This window comes from Micrococcus sp. 63XJN7_6_ISO-PGPR-S23-444 (genome assembly GCF_058072765.1).
The window spans coordinates 1706328-1721755 of the sequence record NZ_CM176516.1 but is presented as its reverse complement, the minus strand read 5'-3'; the positions used below and the strand labels follow the sequence as shown (position 1 = coordinate 1721755).

General features: G+C 73.6%; 10 protein-coding genes. 9 read left to right on the top strand and 1 reads right to left on the bottom strand.

What is annotated here, in order from left to right; all coding sequences use genetic code 11:
- Positions 1 to 49: 49 nt before the first annotated feature.
- Both groL and AC3RJ9_RS07810 read left to right on the top strand, forming a co-directional pair.
- Positions 50 to 1657 carry a chaperonin GroEL gene (groL, locus tag AC3RJ9_RS07815; RefSeq protein ID WP_123244326.1) on the top strand — a complete coding sequence of 536 codons (1608 nt, stop codon included), beginning with the start codon at positions 50 to 52 and terminating at the stop codon, positions 1655 to 1657.
- 447 nt (positions 1658 to 2104) lie between these two features.
- Positions 2105 to 3736 carry a BCCT family transporter gene (locus AC3RJ9_RS07810; RefSeq protein ID WP_345798939.1) on the top strand — a complete coding sequence of 544 codons (1632 nt, stop codon included), beginning with the start codon at positions 2105 to 2107 and terminating at the stop codon, positions 3734 to 3736.
- A gap of 1 nt (position 3737) precedes the next feature.
- On the opposite strand, the gene AC3RJ9_RS07805 is transcribed toward AC3RJ9_RS07810, so the two are convergent.
- Positions 3738 to 5171 (bottom strand): dicarboxylate/amino acid:cation symporter, encoded by a 1434-nt coding sequence (locus AC3RJ9_RS07805; protein WP_123244325.1) that lies wholly within the window; start codon positions 5169 to 5171, stop codon positions 3738 to 3740.
- A 185-nt stretch (positions 5172 to 5356) separates the two neighbouring features.
- On the opposite strand from AC3RJ9_RS07805, the gene guaB reads away from it, so the two are divergent.
- From guaB to AC3RJ9_RS07770, 7 genes are all read left to right on the top strand, one after another.
- The gene (gene guaB, locus AC3RJ9_RS07800; protein ID WP_248086555.1) at positions 5357 to 6901 is read left to right on the top strand and encodes an IMP dehydrogenase; all 1545 of its coding nucleotides are present in this window, start codon (positions 5357 to 5359) and stop codon (positions 6899 to 6901) included.
- A 92-nt stretch (positions 6902 to 6993) separates the two neighbouring features.
- Positions 6994 to 8130: a GuaB3 family IMP dehydrogenase-related protein gene (locus tag AC3RJ9_RS07795; RefSeq protein WP_036317609.1), complete on the top strand. Its 1137-nt coding sequence runs from the start codon at positions 6994 to 6996 to the stop codon at positions 8128 to 8130.
- 47 nt (positions 8131 to 8177) lie between these two features.
- The gene (locus tag AC3RJ9_RS07790; RefSeq protein WP_163721357.1) at positions 8178 to 9143 is read left to right on the top strand and encodes an SURF1 family protein; all 966 of its coding nucleotides are present in this window, start codon (positions 8178 to 8180) and stop codon (positions 9141 to 9143) included.
- On the top strand, positions 9140 to 9688 hold the full coding sequence (locus AC3RJ9_RS07785) for a DUF3817 domain-containing protein (RefSeq protein ID WP_036340922.1): 549 nt from the start codon (positions 9140 to 9142) through the stop codon (positions 9686 to 9688). The genes AC3RJ9_RS07790 and AC3RJ9_RS07785 overlap by 4 nt, the downstream gene beginning before the upstream one ends.
- Positions 9689 to 9710: 22 nt before the next feature.
- Complete coding sequence (gene guaA, locus AC3RJ9_RS07780; protein WP_345798940.1) at positions 9711 to 11330, top strand: glutamine-hydrolyzing GMP synthase; 1620 nt, start codon at positions 9711 to 9713, stop codon at positions 11328 to 11330.
- Positions 11331 to 11428: 98 nt separating this feature from the next.
- Positions 11429 to 15187, top strand: coding sequence for a DUF4011 domain-containing protein (locus AC3RJ9_RS07775; RefSeq protein WP_248086556.1), 3759 nt, complete (start codon positions 11429 to 11431; stop codon positions 15185 to 15187).
- Positions 15177 to 15416, top strand: coding sequence for a hypothetical protein (locus tag AC3RJ9_RS07770; RefSeq protein ID WP_061867087.1), 240 nt, complete (start codon positions 15177 to 15179; stop codon positions 15414 to 15416). The genes AC3RJ9_RS07775 and AC3RJ9_RS07770 overlap by 11 nt, the downstream gene beginning before the upstream one ends.
- Positions 15417 to 15428 lie beyond the last annotated feature (12 nt).

The window sequence follows — 15428 nt, the reverse complement described above, 5'->3', positions numbered from 1 at the left end:
CCTCGCGTCCCCGCACCCCCTGACTCCCTGAACGAAAGGAGCGTCCGTCATGGCCAAGCAGCTGGCTTTCAACGACGACGCACGCCGCGCCCTCCAGGCCGGCATCGACAAGCTCGCGGACACCGTCAAGGTCACCCTCGGCCCCAAGGGTCGCAACGTGGTGCTCGACAAGGCGTGGGGCGCCCCCACCATCACCAACGACGGCGTCACGATCGCCCGTGAGGTGGAGCTGGAGGACCCGTACGAGAACATGGGCGCCCAGCTCGCCAAGGAGGTCGCCACCAAGACCAACGACATCGCGGGCGACGGCACCACCACCGCCACCGTGCTGGCCCAGGCCCTCGTGAACGAGGGTATGCGCCAGGTCGCCGCCGGCGCCGCGCCGGGCGAGGTCAAGAAGGGCATCGAGGTGGCCGTGGCCGCCGTCGAGCGGCGCCTGCAGGAGAACGCCCGCCCGGTCGAGGGCCAGGAGGTGGCCCACGTGGCCGCCATCTCGGCCCAGAACGACGAGGTCGGCGAGCTGCTGGCCCGCGCGTTCGACACGGTCGGCACCGACGGCGTCATCACCATCGAGGAGTCCTCCACGACCTCCACCGAGCTGGACGTCACCGAGGGCATGCAGTTCGACAAGGGCTTCCTGTCCCCGTACATGGTCACCGACGCCGAGCGTCAGGAGGCCGTGCTCGAGGACGCCTACGTCCTGATCAACTCGGGCAAGATCTCCAACGTGCAGGAGCTGCTGCCCCTGCTGGAGAAGGTCCTGCAGGCCAACAAGCCGCTGTTCGTGATCGCCGAGGACGTCGAGGGCGAGGCCCTGTCCACCCTCGTGGTCAACAAGATCCGCGGCACCCTGAACGTCGTGGCCGTCAAGGCCCCGGGCTTCGGCGACCGCCGCAAGGCCATGATGCAGGACATCGCGATCCTCACCGGCGCCCAGGTCGTCTCCCCGGACCTCGGCATGAAGCTCGAGCAGGCCGACCTGGACGTGCTCGGCTCCGCCCGCCGCATCACCGTCACCAAGGACGAGACCACCATCGTCGACGGCGGCGGTGCGGCCGAGGACGTCGAGGCCCGGGTCGCCCAGATCAAGGCCGAGGCCGCCGCGACCGACTCCGACTGGGACCGCGAGAAGCTCCAGGAGCGCCTCGCCAAGCTCTCCGGCGGCATCGGCGTGATCCGCGTGGGCGCCGCCACCGAGGTGGAGCTCAAGGAGCGCAAGCACCGCATCGAGGACGCCGTGTCCTCGACCCGCGCCGCCCTCGAGGAGGGCATCGTGGCCGGCGGCGGCACCGCGCTCATCAACGCGCTGACCGCGCTCGACACCGACGCCGACGTCCAGGCCCTGACCGGCGACGCCGCCGTGGGCGTGGACATCGTCCGCAAGGCCCTGAAGCAGCCGCTGCGCTGGATCGCCCAGAACGCGGGCGAGGACGGCTACGTGGTGGTCTCCAAGGTCGCCGAGCTGGAGCCGAACCACGGCTTCAACGCGAAGACCGGCGTCTACGGCGACCTGATCGCCGACGGCGTGATCGACCCGGTCAAGGTGACCCGCTCCGCGCTGGCCAACGCCGCCTCCATCGCGGCCCTCGTGCTGACCACCGAGACCCTCGTGGCGGACAAGCCCGCCGAGGAGGACGAGGCCGACCACCAGCATTGACCCCTGAGTCGGCCCTGACGCGGCCGGTCGACGACGACGGCCCCTCGCCCGCCCGGGTGAGGGGCCGTCGTCGTGCGGGCGGGAGACGACCGCCGTCCGGGGCGCCCCCTAGGGTGTGCCCATGGACACACCCACGCCGCCCCGTCCCACCGGGTCCCACCCGACCCGGACCCCGGCCCGGCCACGGCTGCGCCGCTTCGTCCGGGAGTTCTCCTATCCGCACGGCATCCACCCGGCCCTCGTGCCGGGCGTGTCCGTGGAGGACCGCCGGGTGCGCTACGGCGTGGACCGGGCGATCCTCACCGTCGTCGGCCTGCTGGTGGTCGGCTTCGTGGTGTGGGGCGTGCTGCAGCCGGACGCCGTCCTGGCCGTCTCGAGCGCGGCCCTCGACTGGGTGATGCTCCACGCCGGCTGGCTGTTCGCCCTGCTGGCCATCGGGATGGTGTGGTGTTCCTGCTGGCCCTGGCGTTCTCCCGGTACGGCGAGATCCCGCTGGGCCTGGACGGGGAGAAGCCGGAGTACTCCACGGCGAGCTGGTCGGCCATGCTCTTCGCGGCCGGCATCGGCATCGGCATCATCTTCTTCGGCCCGTACGAGCCGCTGACCTACTACCTGGCCCCGCGCCCGGGGGCGTATGAGGCGGGGAGCGAGGAGGCGGTGACGGGCGCGCTGGCCCAGGACGCGCTGCACTGGGGCGTGAACGCGTGGGCGATCTACGCGATCGTCGGCCTGTCGGTCGGCTACGTGTCCTACCGCCGGGGTCGGGTGCCGCTGATGAGCTCGATCATCGCGCCGCTGTTCGGCGACTCCCAGCGCAGCGACTCGGTCGGCGCGCGCCTGATCGACGGGCTCGCGATCATCGCCACCCTGTTCGGCACGGCGGCGTCGCTGGGCATCGGCGCCCTGCAGATCGGCCGCGGCGTGCAGATCGTCTCGGGCTGGTCCGCGCCGGGGAACACGGTGGCGCTGGGGATCATCGTGGTGCTCACGATCGGCACCATCTTCTCGGCGGTGTCCGGTGTGGCCCGCGGCATCCGGTGGCTGTCCAACATCAACATGCTGCTCGCCCTCGGCCTGGCGCTGTTCTTCTTCGTCGTCGGCCCGACGGCGTTCCTGCTGAACATCGTGCCCGGCGTCCTGATGGACTACGTCTCCTCCGCCCCGGACGCCCTCGGCGCCTCGATGGCCGAGGGGGAGGACATGCAGGAGTTCCTCTCCAGCTGGACGATCTTCTACTGGGCGTGGTGGGTCAGCTGGGCCCCGTTCGTGGGCGTGTTCATGGCGAAGATCTCGAAGGGCCGGACCATCCGCCAGTACGTCCTCGGCGCCCTGTTCATCCCGGCCGCGGTGATCGTCGGCGCGTTCACGATCATCGGCGGCACCACCATCTGGCTGCAGCGGACGCAGGGCTCCGTGGCGCCGGACGGCACGGCCGCGTCGCTGCCCGCGCCGGCGGAGATCTTCTGGGTGGTCCTGGACCAGCTGCCCGGCGGCGGGCTGGTGGCCCCGGTCGTGATCGTCATGCTGGCGGTCTTCTTCATCACGACGGCGGACTCCGCCTCGATCGTGAACTCGCAGCTCTCGCAGCGCGGCGCCCCGGCCCCGCGCCGCACGATCACGGTGTTCTGGGCACTGTGCATGGCGGGCATCGCCGTCGTGATGCTGCTGACCGGCGGCGACACCGCGCTCACCGGCCTGCAGAACCTCATCACCATCACGGCGCTGCCGTTCACCGTGGTGCTCATCCTCATGGCGGTCGCGCTCCAGCGCGAACTGGCCAACGACCCTTTCGCGATCCGTGACCGGTACCAGCGGGCCGCCGTCGAGAAGGCGACGGTGCGGGGCCTGGTGGAGTACGGGGACGACTTCGCGTTCACGGTGGAGCGCACCCCGCCGGGCAGCTGGTACGCGGCCGGCGAGGGGTTCGACTCCACCGCCGCGGAGATCACCGACTGGTACCGCCGCACGGACGAGGACGGGAACCCCGTGGACGACGACTACGTGCTGGGCGAGTACCTGGACGAGGGGGACGGGGGCGACGCGGACGGGCCCGCCGGAGTGGGCCCGTCCGATCGGTGACTCAGGCGCGCGGCTCCGGGGTGCCGACGAGCTCGGCGCGGGAGTCGGCGGTCGCGTGGGCGCGGGCTTCGACGATCTCCTCCTCGTCCTCGCCGAAGATGTCGCCGCGCGGGGCGTCGTAGCGGTCCCGGTCGAGGATGCCCTCCTGGGAGGCCACGAGGGCGGGGATGAGGGCCTGGCCGGTCACGTTGAGGGCGGTGCGGCCCATGTCCACGATCGGGTCGACGGCCAGGAGCAGGGCCATGCCCTCGAGGGGCAGCCCGGCGGTGGACAGCGTGAGCGTGAGCATCACGGTGGCGCCGGTGGTGCCGGCGGTCGCGGCCGAGCCCAGCACGGACACGAGCGCCACGAGGGCGTACTGGCTCAGGCTCATGTCGATCCCGTAGAACTGGGCGATGAACACCGCGGCCACGGCCGGGTAGATCGCGGCGCAGCCGTCCATCTTGGTGGTGGCGCCCAGCGGGACGGCGAAGGAGGCGTAGCCGGTGGGCACGCCGAAGTTGCGCTCGGCCACCCGCTGGGTGACGGGCAGCGTGCCGAGGGAGGAGCGGGAGACGAAGCCGAGCTGGAACGCCGGCCACACGCCGGTGAAGAACTGCTTGACGGAGAGTCCGTGCAGGCGCGCCAGCAGCGGGTACACCACGAGCATCACGAGGGCCAGGCCCACGTAGATCGCCACCACGAACTTGGCCAGCGTGCCCATCGTGGACCAGCCGTAGGAGGCCACGGCGTTGCCCAGCAGGCCGATGGTGCCGATCGGGGCCAGGCGGATGATCCACCACAGCAGCTTCTGGATGATCGCGAGCACCGAGCGGGAGAACGTGAGGAACGGGGCGGCCTTCTCGCCGACCTTGAGCGCGGCCACGCCCACGACGATCGCGATCACGAGGATCTGCAGCACGTTGAACGTGGGGGAGGAGGCGAGCGCGCCGTCCTCGCCCGCCGTCGTCTTGACGGTCAGGCCGAGGAAGTTCGCCGGCACCAGGGAGGTCAGGAAGTCGAGCCAGCCGACGTCCTTGGCCTGGTAGGACGCCGGCGCGGTCTGGCCGGTGCCCACGCCCGGCTGCAGCGCGACGCCGACGGCGAGGCCGATGAGCACCGCGATCAGGCTCGTGATGGCGAACCACAGCAGGGTCTTGGCGGCCAGGCGGGCCGCGTTGGTCACCTGGGCCAGGTTGGCGATGGAGGCGACGACGGCGAAGAAGACCAGCGGGACGACCGTGGCCTTCAGCAGGCTGATGTAGATGCTGCCGACGGTGGCCAGCGTCTCGCCGAGCCAGGTCGGGTGCTCGGAGGTGTGCCCCGTGGCGCGGGCGATCAGGCCCAGGACGAGGCCGAGGACGAGGGCGGCGGCGATCTGCCAGCCGAAGTTCGACGTCCAGGCGGGGAGCCGGCGTCGGGGCGCCGGTGCGGGGGAGGACTGTGCGGTGCTCATCCGGGGAGATTAGGCGGACCAATATCACGACGCCGAACCGGATTGCGCCATGTGACGTCGTGGTGACGTCCGTCTCGCCCCCGCGTGGCCCAGCGCGGGGGCCCTGTGACGTGGCCCGCACCCGGGTCGCCGGTTTGACCCCCGGGCATAGAATCGCGGAAACACCCGTCCCGAAAGGCGCCTTCGTGACCAACACCAGCACCGGTCCCAGCCCCGAGCCCGTCCACTCCTCCTCGGATCCCTTCGGCTTCTTCGGCCTCACCTATGACGACGTCCTGCTGCTGCCCAACGCCACCGACGTGATCCCCGCGGACGCGGACACGGGCACCCGGCTGACCCGCAACATCCGCTTGAACATCCCCATCGTCTCCGCGGCGATGGACACCGTGACCGAGGCTCCCCTGGCCATCGCCATGGCCCGTCAGGGCGGCATGGGCATCATCCACCGCAACCTGTCCATCGAGGACCAGGTCCGCCACGTGGACACCGTGAAGCGCTCCGAGTCGGGGATGATCAAGGACCCCGTGACCATCGGCCCCGACGCCACGCTCGCGGACCTGGACGAGCTGTGCGCCCAGTACCGCGTCTCGGGCCTGCCGGTGGTGGCCGAGGACATGACGCTGCTGGGCATCATCACCAACCGCGACACCCGCTTCATCCCGCGCGAGGAGTGGGCCACCCGCACGGTGGACACCGCCATGACCCGCATGCCGCTGGTCACCGCGCAGGAGGGCGTCTCGCGCGCCGAGACCATCCACCTGTTCTCCCAGAACCGCGTGGAGAAGCTGCCGCTCGTGGACGATGCGGGCCGCCTGACCGGCCTGATCACCATCAAGGACTTCGACAAGGCGGAGCAGTACCCGGACGCCGCGAAGGACGACGAGGGCCGACTGCTCGTCGGCGGCGCCGTCGGGTTCTTCGGCGACGGCTGGGAGCGAGCCATGGCGCTCGTGGAGGCAGGCGTGGACGCCCTCGTGGTGGACACCGCGAACGGCCACACGCACGGCGTGCTGGACATGATCGCGCGCCTGAAGAAGGAGAAGGCGGCCGCGCACGTTGATGTCATCGGCGGTCAGGCCGCGACCTACGCGGGCGCCAAGGCGATCGTCGACGCCGGCGCGGACGCCGTGAAGGTGGGCGTGGGCCCGGGCTCGATCTGCACGACCCGTGTGGTGGCCGGCGTCGGCGTCCCGCAGATCACCGCCATCTACGAGGCGGCCAAGGCCACGCGCCCCGCGGGCGTCCCGCTGATCGCCGACGGCGGCCTGCAGCACTCCGGTGACATCGGCAAGGCCCTCGTGGCCGGCGCCGACTCGGTGATGCTCGGCTCCCTGCTGGCCGGCACGGCCGAGTCCCCGGGCGACCTCGTGTTCTACCAGGGCAAGCAGTTCAAGACCTACCGCGGCATGGGCTCCCTGGGCGCCATGCAGACCCGCAACGGCACGCGCTCCTTCTCCAAGGACCGCTACTTCCAGGCGGACGTGCCGGACGAGGACAAGCTGATCCCCGAGGGCATCGAGGGCCAGGTGCCCTTCCGGGGCCCGATCGCCTCGGTGGTCCACCAGCTCGTGGGCGGCCTGCGCCAGACGATGTTCTACACGGGCGCGTCCACGGTGGCCGATCTCAAGGAGAACGGTCGCTTCGTGCGCATCACCGCGGCGGGCCTGAAGGAGTCCCACCCGCACGACATCATGATGACCGTCGAGGCCCCGAACTACCGTTCGCGCTGACCCGCACGTCGGGTCCGGGGGAGCCCCCGGACGGGGCGGCGCCGACGACACGGTCGGCGCCGCCCCCGTGGCGCCTGGGCTAGGCTGGTCCGGTGACGAACCAGATTGAGATCGGCCGCGGCAAGCGCGGTCGCCGGGCCTTCTCCCTCGACGACGTGTCCGTGGTGCCCGCGCGGCGCACCCGGGATCCCCAGGACGTCAGCCTCACGTGGCGCATCGACGCCTACACGTTCGACATGCCCGTGATCGGTGCGCCCATGGACTCCGTGATGAGCCCGGAGACCGCCATCGCGATGGGGCGGCTGGGCGGTCTCGGCGTCCTCAACCTCGAGGGCCTGTGGACCCGCCACGAGGACCCGCGCCCGCTGCTCGAGGAGATCGCCGCCCTCGAGGCCGGCCCGGCCGGGACCGAGGCCACCCGCATGCTGCAGGAGGCCTACGCGGCCCCCATCCGCCCCGATCTGATCACCGAGCGCCTCGCACAGATCCGCGAGGCCGGCGTCGTCGTCGCGGGCTCGCTGACCCCGCAGAACACGCAGGAGTTCTACCGCACCGTCGTGGCGGCGGGCGTGGACCTGTTCGTCATCCGCGGCACCACCGTCTCGGCCGAGCACGTCTCCTCCACCCAGGAGCCGCTGGACCTCAAGCAGTTCATCTACGAGCTGGACGTGCCCGTGATCGTGGGCGGGGCGGCCGGCTACACGCCGGCCCTGCACCTGATGCGCACCGGCGCGGCCGGCGTGCTCGTCGGCTTCGGCGGCGGCGCGTCCACCACCACGCGCCGCGCCATGGGCATCCGCGTGCCGATGGCCACGGCGATCTCGGACATCGCCGAGGCGCGCCGCGACTACATGGACGAGTCCGGCGGCCGCTACGTGCACGTGATCGCCGACGGCGGCGTCTCCACCTCGGGGGAGATCGTCAAGGCGATCGCCATGGGCGCGGACGCGGTCGTCCTGGGCGCCGCCCTGGCCCGCGCCACCGACGCCCCCGGCGGCGGCTGGCACTGGGGCCTCGAGGCCGTCCACCCGGAGCTGCCGCGCGGGCACCGCACCCACGTGGGCCAGGTGGCTCCGCTCGAGGAGGTCCTGTGGGGGCCCGGCCGCCACGCGGACGGCACGTCCAACCTGATGGGCGGTCTGAAGCGTGCCATGGCCACCTGCGGCTACACCGAGCTCAAGGACTTCCAGAAGGTGGAGGTCCTCGTGACCCCCACCCAGACCGTCTGATCCCCGCCGCCGCGTGGCGGCACCCCGACCGGAAGAGTTGATACGGCGTGCTGCGCACCGCCCTCAAGCCCGTCTGGCTGGCCACCCTGGTGCTGGCCCTCGTGGCGGCCGCGGTCTTCGTGGCGCTGTCCAAGTGGCAGTTCGAGTCCGCGGAGACGAATGCGCCGCCGCCGCGCACCCAGACCGAGAACGCCGTGCCGTTCCTGGAGCACGTGCGCCCCTACGAGGCCCTGCTGGGCTCGCAGGCCGACCAGGTGGTCACGGTCGAGGGGGAGTTCGTGCCCGGCACGGACGTCCTGGTCGGCCCGCGCCTGCTGAACGGCCGCGACGGCTACTGGACGGTCACGGCCCTGCGGGTGGCCGGCGCCCCGGACGGCGAGGTCGTCCCGGTGGTCCGCGGCTGGTCGGCCGGCGCCGACGTCGTGGACCCCGCGCCCGCCGGGCAGGTCACCGTCACCGGGCGCCTGCTGCCCCCGGACGGGCCGCTGCCGCGTGAGGCCGCGGCCGAGGACACCGCCGACCGGCTCCTGTACCGCAGCCTGGCCCCGGCCCAGCTGGTGAACGTGTGGGACGAGCCGTCCTACGCGGCGTACGTCGCGGCGTTCGAGATGGTCGACGCCGCGGGCGCCGAGACGGGCGCGGCCGGCCCCGGCGGGCTCGAGCCGGTGTGGGTGGCCCCGCAGCCGGAGGAGACCCAGATCATCTGGCTCAACGTCTTCTACGCCGTGGAATGGATGCTCTTCGCCGGCTTCGCCCTGTTCCTGTGGTGGCGGTTCGTCCGCGACGACCACGTCCGGGACGAGCACGAGCGCCGGCTCGACGAGGAGTGGGCCGCGCAGTGGCGCGCCGAGGAGCTCGAGCGGCGCCGGGCGGCCGCGCGCGAGGCCAAGGAGCGGGCCGTCGCGGCACAGTCCGCGGCGCACCCACGCCAGGACCACGACGACGACGGGGCCGCGCGCCCCGACCCCCGCGACCCGGGCCCCCGTGGGCCCCGAGAGGAGCAGAGCCGATGAGCACCCAGCACCCCGGCCCCCAGCCGGTGGACCCGGCGAGCCTGCCGGATCCCGAGGACATCACGGAGGCCGACCTGCCCGAGCCGCCCCCGCGGCCAGGCCGGGAGCATCGCCGTTTCGCCGGCACCCAGCAGCAGATCCGCTCCGCCACCCGCCTCTACGTGGTGTGCGCGTGGATCACCGGCATCATGCTCCTGCTGCTCGTGGCGGAGATGGTGCTGAAGTACGGCATGCACGTGGAGCTCTACGCGGGCGGCACCACCCTGGACGGAGAGGCCAACGGCCTGGGGCTGCACCCCACGGACAGCGTGACCGGGGGAGTGAACCTGTCCCTGTTCATCCTCATCGCCCACGGCTGGATGTACGTGGTGTACCTGCTCGCCTCGTTCCGCCTGTGGTCCCTGATGCGCTGGGAGCCGCTGCGCCTGCTGGCGATGGCCGGCGGCGGCGTCGTGCCGTTCCTGTCCTTCGTGGTGGAGAAGCGCATGACCCGCGTGGTCCGGGACGAGCTGCACCGCTTCCCGGACGCCGCGCGGCGCTACTGAGCGCCTCGACTATCCTGGACGGGTGACGCAGAATGCCCCCCACCCCGACACCCCCGCCCCGCTCAGCGACGTGATGCCCACGGTGCTGGTGCTGGACTTCGGCGCCCAGTACGCACAGCTCATCGCGCGTCGTGTGCGCGAGGCCAACGTCTACTCCGAGGTCGTGCCCGCCTCCACCCCGGCGGCGCAGATCCTGGAGCGCAAGCCCGCGGCGCTGATCCTCTCGGGCGGGCCGTCGTCGGTGTACGAGCCCGGCGCCCCGCAGCTGGATCCGGCGCTGCTCGAGGCCGGGGTGCCCGTGCTGGGCCTGTGCTACGGCTTCCAGTCGATTGCGCACGCCCTCGGCGGCACCGTGGCCAAGACCGGCACCCGGGAGTACGGCTCCACCCGCCTGGACTCGGTGGACGCCGACTCCGTGCTGTTCGCGGGCCAGGACCTCGAGCAGGTCGTGTGGATGTCCCACGGGGACGCCGTGACGCAGGCGCCCGAGGGCTTCGCCGTGACGGCCTCCACCGCGGGCGCCCCCGTCGCCGCGTTCGAGGACCGCGAGCGCCGCATCTTCGGCGTGCAGTGGCATCCCGAGGTGGGCCACTCCTCCCGCGGCCAGCGGGTGCTCGAGCAGTTCCTGCACGTGGGTGCGGGCCTGGGCTCGGACTGGACGGCCAGCGGGGTGATCGAGGAGCAGGTCGAGCGCATCCGCGAGCAGATCGGGGACAAGCGGGCCATCTGCGGCCTGTCCGGCGGCGTGGACTCCGCCGTGGCCGCGGCCCTCGTGCAGCGCGCCATCGGCGACCGCCTCACCTGCGTCTACGTGGACCACGGCCTCATGCGCGAGGGCGAGTCCGCCGAGATCGAGCAGGCCTTCGGCGAGGCCCACGGCGGCGCCCGCCTCGTGATGGTGGACGCGCGCGAGGACTTCCTGTCCGCGCTGGCCGGCGTCACCGACCCCGAGGCCAAGCGCAAGATCATCGGCGAGCGGTTCATCCGCACCTTCGAGAAGGCGCAAGCGGACATCGTCCTCGAGTCCGAGCACGACCCGGACGCCACCGAGGTCCGCTTCCTCGTGCAGGGCACGCTCTACCCGGACGTCGTCGAGTCCGGCGGCGGGGACGGGGCGGCCAACATCAAGTCCCACCACAACGTGGGCGGCCTGCCGGACGACATCGAGTTCGAGCTGTGCGAGCCGCTGCGCGAGCTGTTCAAGGACGAGGTCCGCGCCGTGGGCGCCGAGCTCGGCCTGCCTGAGGGCATCGTGCACCGCCAGCCGTTCCCGGGCCCGGGTCTGGGCATCCGCATCATCGGCGAGGTCACCCAGGAGCGCCTGGATCTGCTGCGCTGCGCGGACGCGATCGTGCGCGCCGAGCTCACCGCGGCCGGGCTGGACCGCCAGATCTGGCAGTGCCCGGTGGTGCTGCTCGCGGACGTGCGCTCCGTGGGCGTACAGGGTGACGGCCGCACCTACGGCCACCCGGTCGTCCTGCGCCCCGTCACCAGCGAGGACGCCATGACGGCGGACTGGGCCCGGATCCCGGACGACGTCCTGTCCCGCATCTCGAACCGCATCACCAACGAGGTCGACGGCGTCAACCGCGTCGTGCTCGACGTGACCAGCAAGCCGCCGGGCACCATCGAGTGGGAGTGAGCGGCGCGTCCGGCGCCGCATCCGGCCGCCCCTGACCGGGGCGGCCGTCCGCACGAAGACCGCCTGGACCCAGGCGACGGAGGAAGGACCGCACGCACGTGACCGAGCAGGAGTTCCCGCGCCTGGCCCGCGCCCGCGCCGCCGCACGCCCCGACGAGGGGCAGACCCGCCCCGACCCGGCCGCCTGGGTGTCCTCCCTGGGCTCGGGCGCCGAGAACGACACGATGCTGCGGTTCGCGCCCTCGGCGGCCAACAGCATCGACCTCACGGAGGCGAACTCCTCCGGTGTCTCGCAGCTGCTGCTGGGGCGGCGCACCCGCCTGTCCACCCTGCTGCCGGCCGGCCCGGTGCTGGACGCGGCGCACGAGGTCTCCCTCGGCCTGCGCGCCAAGGTCCGCGAGCTGGCGGAGGAGCGCGGCATCGACGTCGGCGCGCTCGCCGTGGGCGTGGCCACGTGGACGGCCGAGGAGGACGGCCGGCGGGAGCGCCGCTCCGCCCCCGTGCTGCTGGCCCGCGTGGCCCTGACGGTGCGCCGCGGCGCCCGGGGCCGGGACGAGCTGGAGGTCCAGATCACCGAGCCGGCCCGCCTGAACCCGGCGCTCGTGCGGAACCTGCGCCGGCACCACGGCATCGCCCTGGACCCCGAGGCGTACCAGCAGGCCGCCTACGCCACGGCGCGCCTCGAGCCCGCCCCCGCGTTCGCCCGCCTGCGCGAGGAGACCGCCGCGATCGCGGACCTGCACATCGAGGACCGCCTGCTCGTCTCCACGTTCGCGGACCTCGGCGAGACCGCCTCGCTGCCCGCCTCCCTCGAGGACCTGCCCGTCGTGCAGGCCCTGTACGACGCCGGCACCGGCATGGTGCCGCGCCCGGCGGCGCTGCAGCCCACGGGCGCGCCCGCGGAGGACGACGTCGCCCCGGCCGACGAGCGCCTCGTCGTCGACGTCGACGCCGCCCAGGCGCGCGTGCTCGAGCACGCCGCGGCGGGGGAGTCCCTCGTGGTGGCGGCCGCCCCCGGCACCGGGCAGACCCAGACCGCCGCCGCCCTGGCCGCACGACTGGCCTGGGAGGGCCGGCGCGTGCTGGTCGTGGCCGAGCGCTCCGCCGCCCTGGCCGACGTGCTCGACCGCCTCGAGGAGGCGGACCTGCGCTCGATCGCGCTGGATGTGCCCGCCAACGCGGACCCCGAGCTGCTCCGCCGCCAGCTCGTGCAGGCCGTCCTGCGCTCCGAGCGGGCCGTGGACCCCGACACCGCCCGGGACGAGGCCGCCCTGACCGAACGACGGCGCCGGCTGCAGGAGCACGTCGGCTCACTGCACCACGTCCGCCCCCGCTGGGGCTGCTCGCCGTTCCAGGCGATGCAGGCCCTGGCCGCCCTGACCGGGCTCGAGACGCCGCCGGCCACCACCGTGCGCCTCAAGCGCTCCGTGCTGGACTCCACCGTGAACCGGCAGGCCGTGGGCGAGCAGCTCGTGCGCGCCGGGGAGCTCGGCGCGTTCTCGGCCGCCGCCACCGAGAGCCGCTGGTTCGGCGCCCGCGTGCGCAACGTGCAGGAGACCGAGGCCGCCTCGGAGCTGGCCGACGAGCTGGCGGCCGCCCTGCACACCACCCGGCGTGCCGTGGACACCGCCGCCGCCCAGGCCGGCCTGCGCCCTGAGCGCACGGTGGCCGGCTGGGCGGAGCAGGCGGACCTCTACCGCCGTGTGGCCCGCACCCTCACCGAGTTCACCCCCGAGGTGTTCTCCCTCGACGTGCCCCAGCTGGTCGCGGCGACCGCCACCAGCTCGTGGCGGCGCCTCCACCTGGTCGAGATGTCCTCGGTGACCCGGTCCCGCCTGCGCCGCGCGGCGAAGGACGCGGTCCGCCCGGGCGTGCAGCCCACGGACCTGCACGGCGCCCTCGTGGACGCCGCCGCCGTCCTGGAGGACTGGAACCGCCACGCCGCCGAGCCGGGCACGCCCCCGCAGGTGCCGGACCAGGGCGAGCACGTGATGGGCCAGGTCGGCCAGGTGCGCGAGCGCCTGCGCCGGCTCGAGGACGTCCTCGCCCCGGAGGCCGTGGCCGAGGCGCCCTTGGAGGAGCGGGACGTGGACGACCTCGTGGCCGCCGTCGACGGGCTCGTGGCGGACCGCGACACCCTGGCCACGCTGCCCGAGCGCACCCTCGTGCTGGACAGCCTGCGCGACCACGGCCTGGCGGAGCTGCTCGACGACCTGCGCGACCGCGAGGTGCCCACCGAGGCCCTGACCGCCGAGCTCGAGCTGGCGTGGTGGCAGTCCGCGCTCGAGGCCATGATCTCCGGGGACGACTTCCTGGCCATGATGAGCGGCACGGACCTGGCCGAGGTCGAGCGCGGGTTCCGCGACCTGGACCGCGCCCATCTCGAGCGCGGCGGCGCCCGGCTCTCCGCCGCGTTGGCCGCGCGCTGGCGGGAGGCGCTGCGCACCTATCGCGCGGACGCGGCCGTGCTGCGCACCCTGCTCAAGCAGGGCAGCCCCACGGTCGAGTCCCTGGCCACGATCACCCCCGAGCTCCTGCAGCCGCTCGTGCCGGTGGTCACCACCTCGCCCATGGCCCTGTCCGAGTTCCCCCCGGAGTGGCGCGCCGACGTCGTCGTGCTGCTGGAGGCCGACGCGACCGCCCTGGCCACCGCGATGGGCGCGCTCACCCGCGCCCCCCAGGTGGTGGCCTTCGGCGACCCGGTGATCGGGCGCCCGCAGTCGTTCCAGGTGTCCGTGGACCCGACGGCGACCGCCGGGCCCCTGCGCCCGCTGCGCTCGGCCTACGACGCGCTGGACGAGGTGCTGCCCACCCTGCCGCTGCGCACCGTGCACCGCCCCCTCGAGCGGCGCCTGGTGCGCCTGCTCTCCGCGCTCGCCTATGACGGCGCCCTGGACGCGCTGCCCACCGCGGGCGAGGCCACCGGCCGGGATCGTGCCGTCACGGCCGAGTACCTGCCCGAGGGCACCGGCATCCCGATGACCGGCGGCGACGTGGTCGAGTCCACGAACGCCGAGGTCGCCCGCACCGTGGAGCGCGTGTTCGAGCACATCCGCGACCGGCCCGAGCAGTCCCTGGCCGTGGTCACGGTGTCCGAGCAGCACGCCCGCAGGGTGGCCGCCGCCGTGCAGGCCACGGCCGCGCAGGCGCCGTGGGCCCACGAGTTCCTCGCCCGCGGCCGCGGCGAGGACGCCGCCGACGCCGAGCCGTTCGTGATCGTGCCGGTCGTGCGCGCCGCCTCCGTGGTGCGTGACGCCGTGATCCTCACCCCCGGCTACGGCCGCACCCCGCACGGCCGCGTGGTGCACCACTTCGGCGCCTTCTCCGACCCGGACGGCGAGCGCATGGTCACGGTCGCGCTCACCCGGGCACGCCGCCGCCTGCACCTCATCTCCGCGCTGCGCGCCGCGGACCTGGACGAGGACCGGCTCGACGGCGGCGCCCTCTGGTTCCTGCGGCTGCTCGAGGCCTACCTGGGCGACGACGCCGCGGACCCGGTGGGCACGGTGGGCGATCCGCTGCTGGCCGATCTGCGCGACCGGCTCGAGGAGCACGGCGCCCGCGTCCTGCCCCGCTACGCCGGCGTCATGGACCTGGCCGTGCTCGATCCGCGCGCGGACGAGGCGCCCCGTCCGCTGGCCCTGGCCGGCGACGGCGGCGAGGTGTACCGCGCCCTCACGGTGCGGCAGCGCTCGCGGACCCTGCCCGAGGGGCTCGAGGCCCGCGGCTGGGAGCCCCGGACCCTGTGGGCGATCGACGTGTTCGCGGACCCGGAGTCCGTGGCCCGCGAGCTGGCCGACCGGCTGGGCGTGGAGCCGGCGGACGAGACGGACGAGACCGACGACGATGTCCGCTGACGGCGCGCCGCGCCGCCGCGGCCCGCGCCGGGCGGACGCCCCGGGCACCGGCCCGGCAGCCGCCGACGGCCGCGAGCCGCGCCTGCCCGGGATGCCCCGGCTGACCGGGCAGGCCGAGACGTCGCCGGCGACCACGCCGACCGGCCAGGAGGCCGGGGTCGAGACCGGCCCGGTCGAGGCCGAGCGCGACCGCTGGCTGCGCGAGCAGCGCCCGCCCCACTGGGGCTGAGCCGGCCCGATG

Coding starts and splice junctions, on each gene's coding strand:
- groL (WP_123244326.1), top strand. CDS start 50: ATGGCCAAGCAGCTGGCTTTCAACGACGACGCACGCCGCGCCCTCCAG.
- AC3RJ9_RS07805 (WP_123244325.1), bottom strand. CDS start 5,171: ATGAGCACCGCACAGTCCTCCCCCGCACCGGCGCCCCGACGCCGGCTC.
- AC3RJ9_RS07785 (WP_036340922.1), top strand. CDS start 9,140: ATGAGCACCCAGCACCCCGGCCCCCAGCCGGTGGACCCGGCGAGCCTG.
- AC3RJ9_RS07770 (WP_061867087.1), top strand. CDS start 15,177: ATGTCCGCTGACGGCGCGCCGCGCCGCCGCGGCCCGCGCCGGGCGGAC.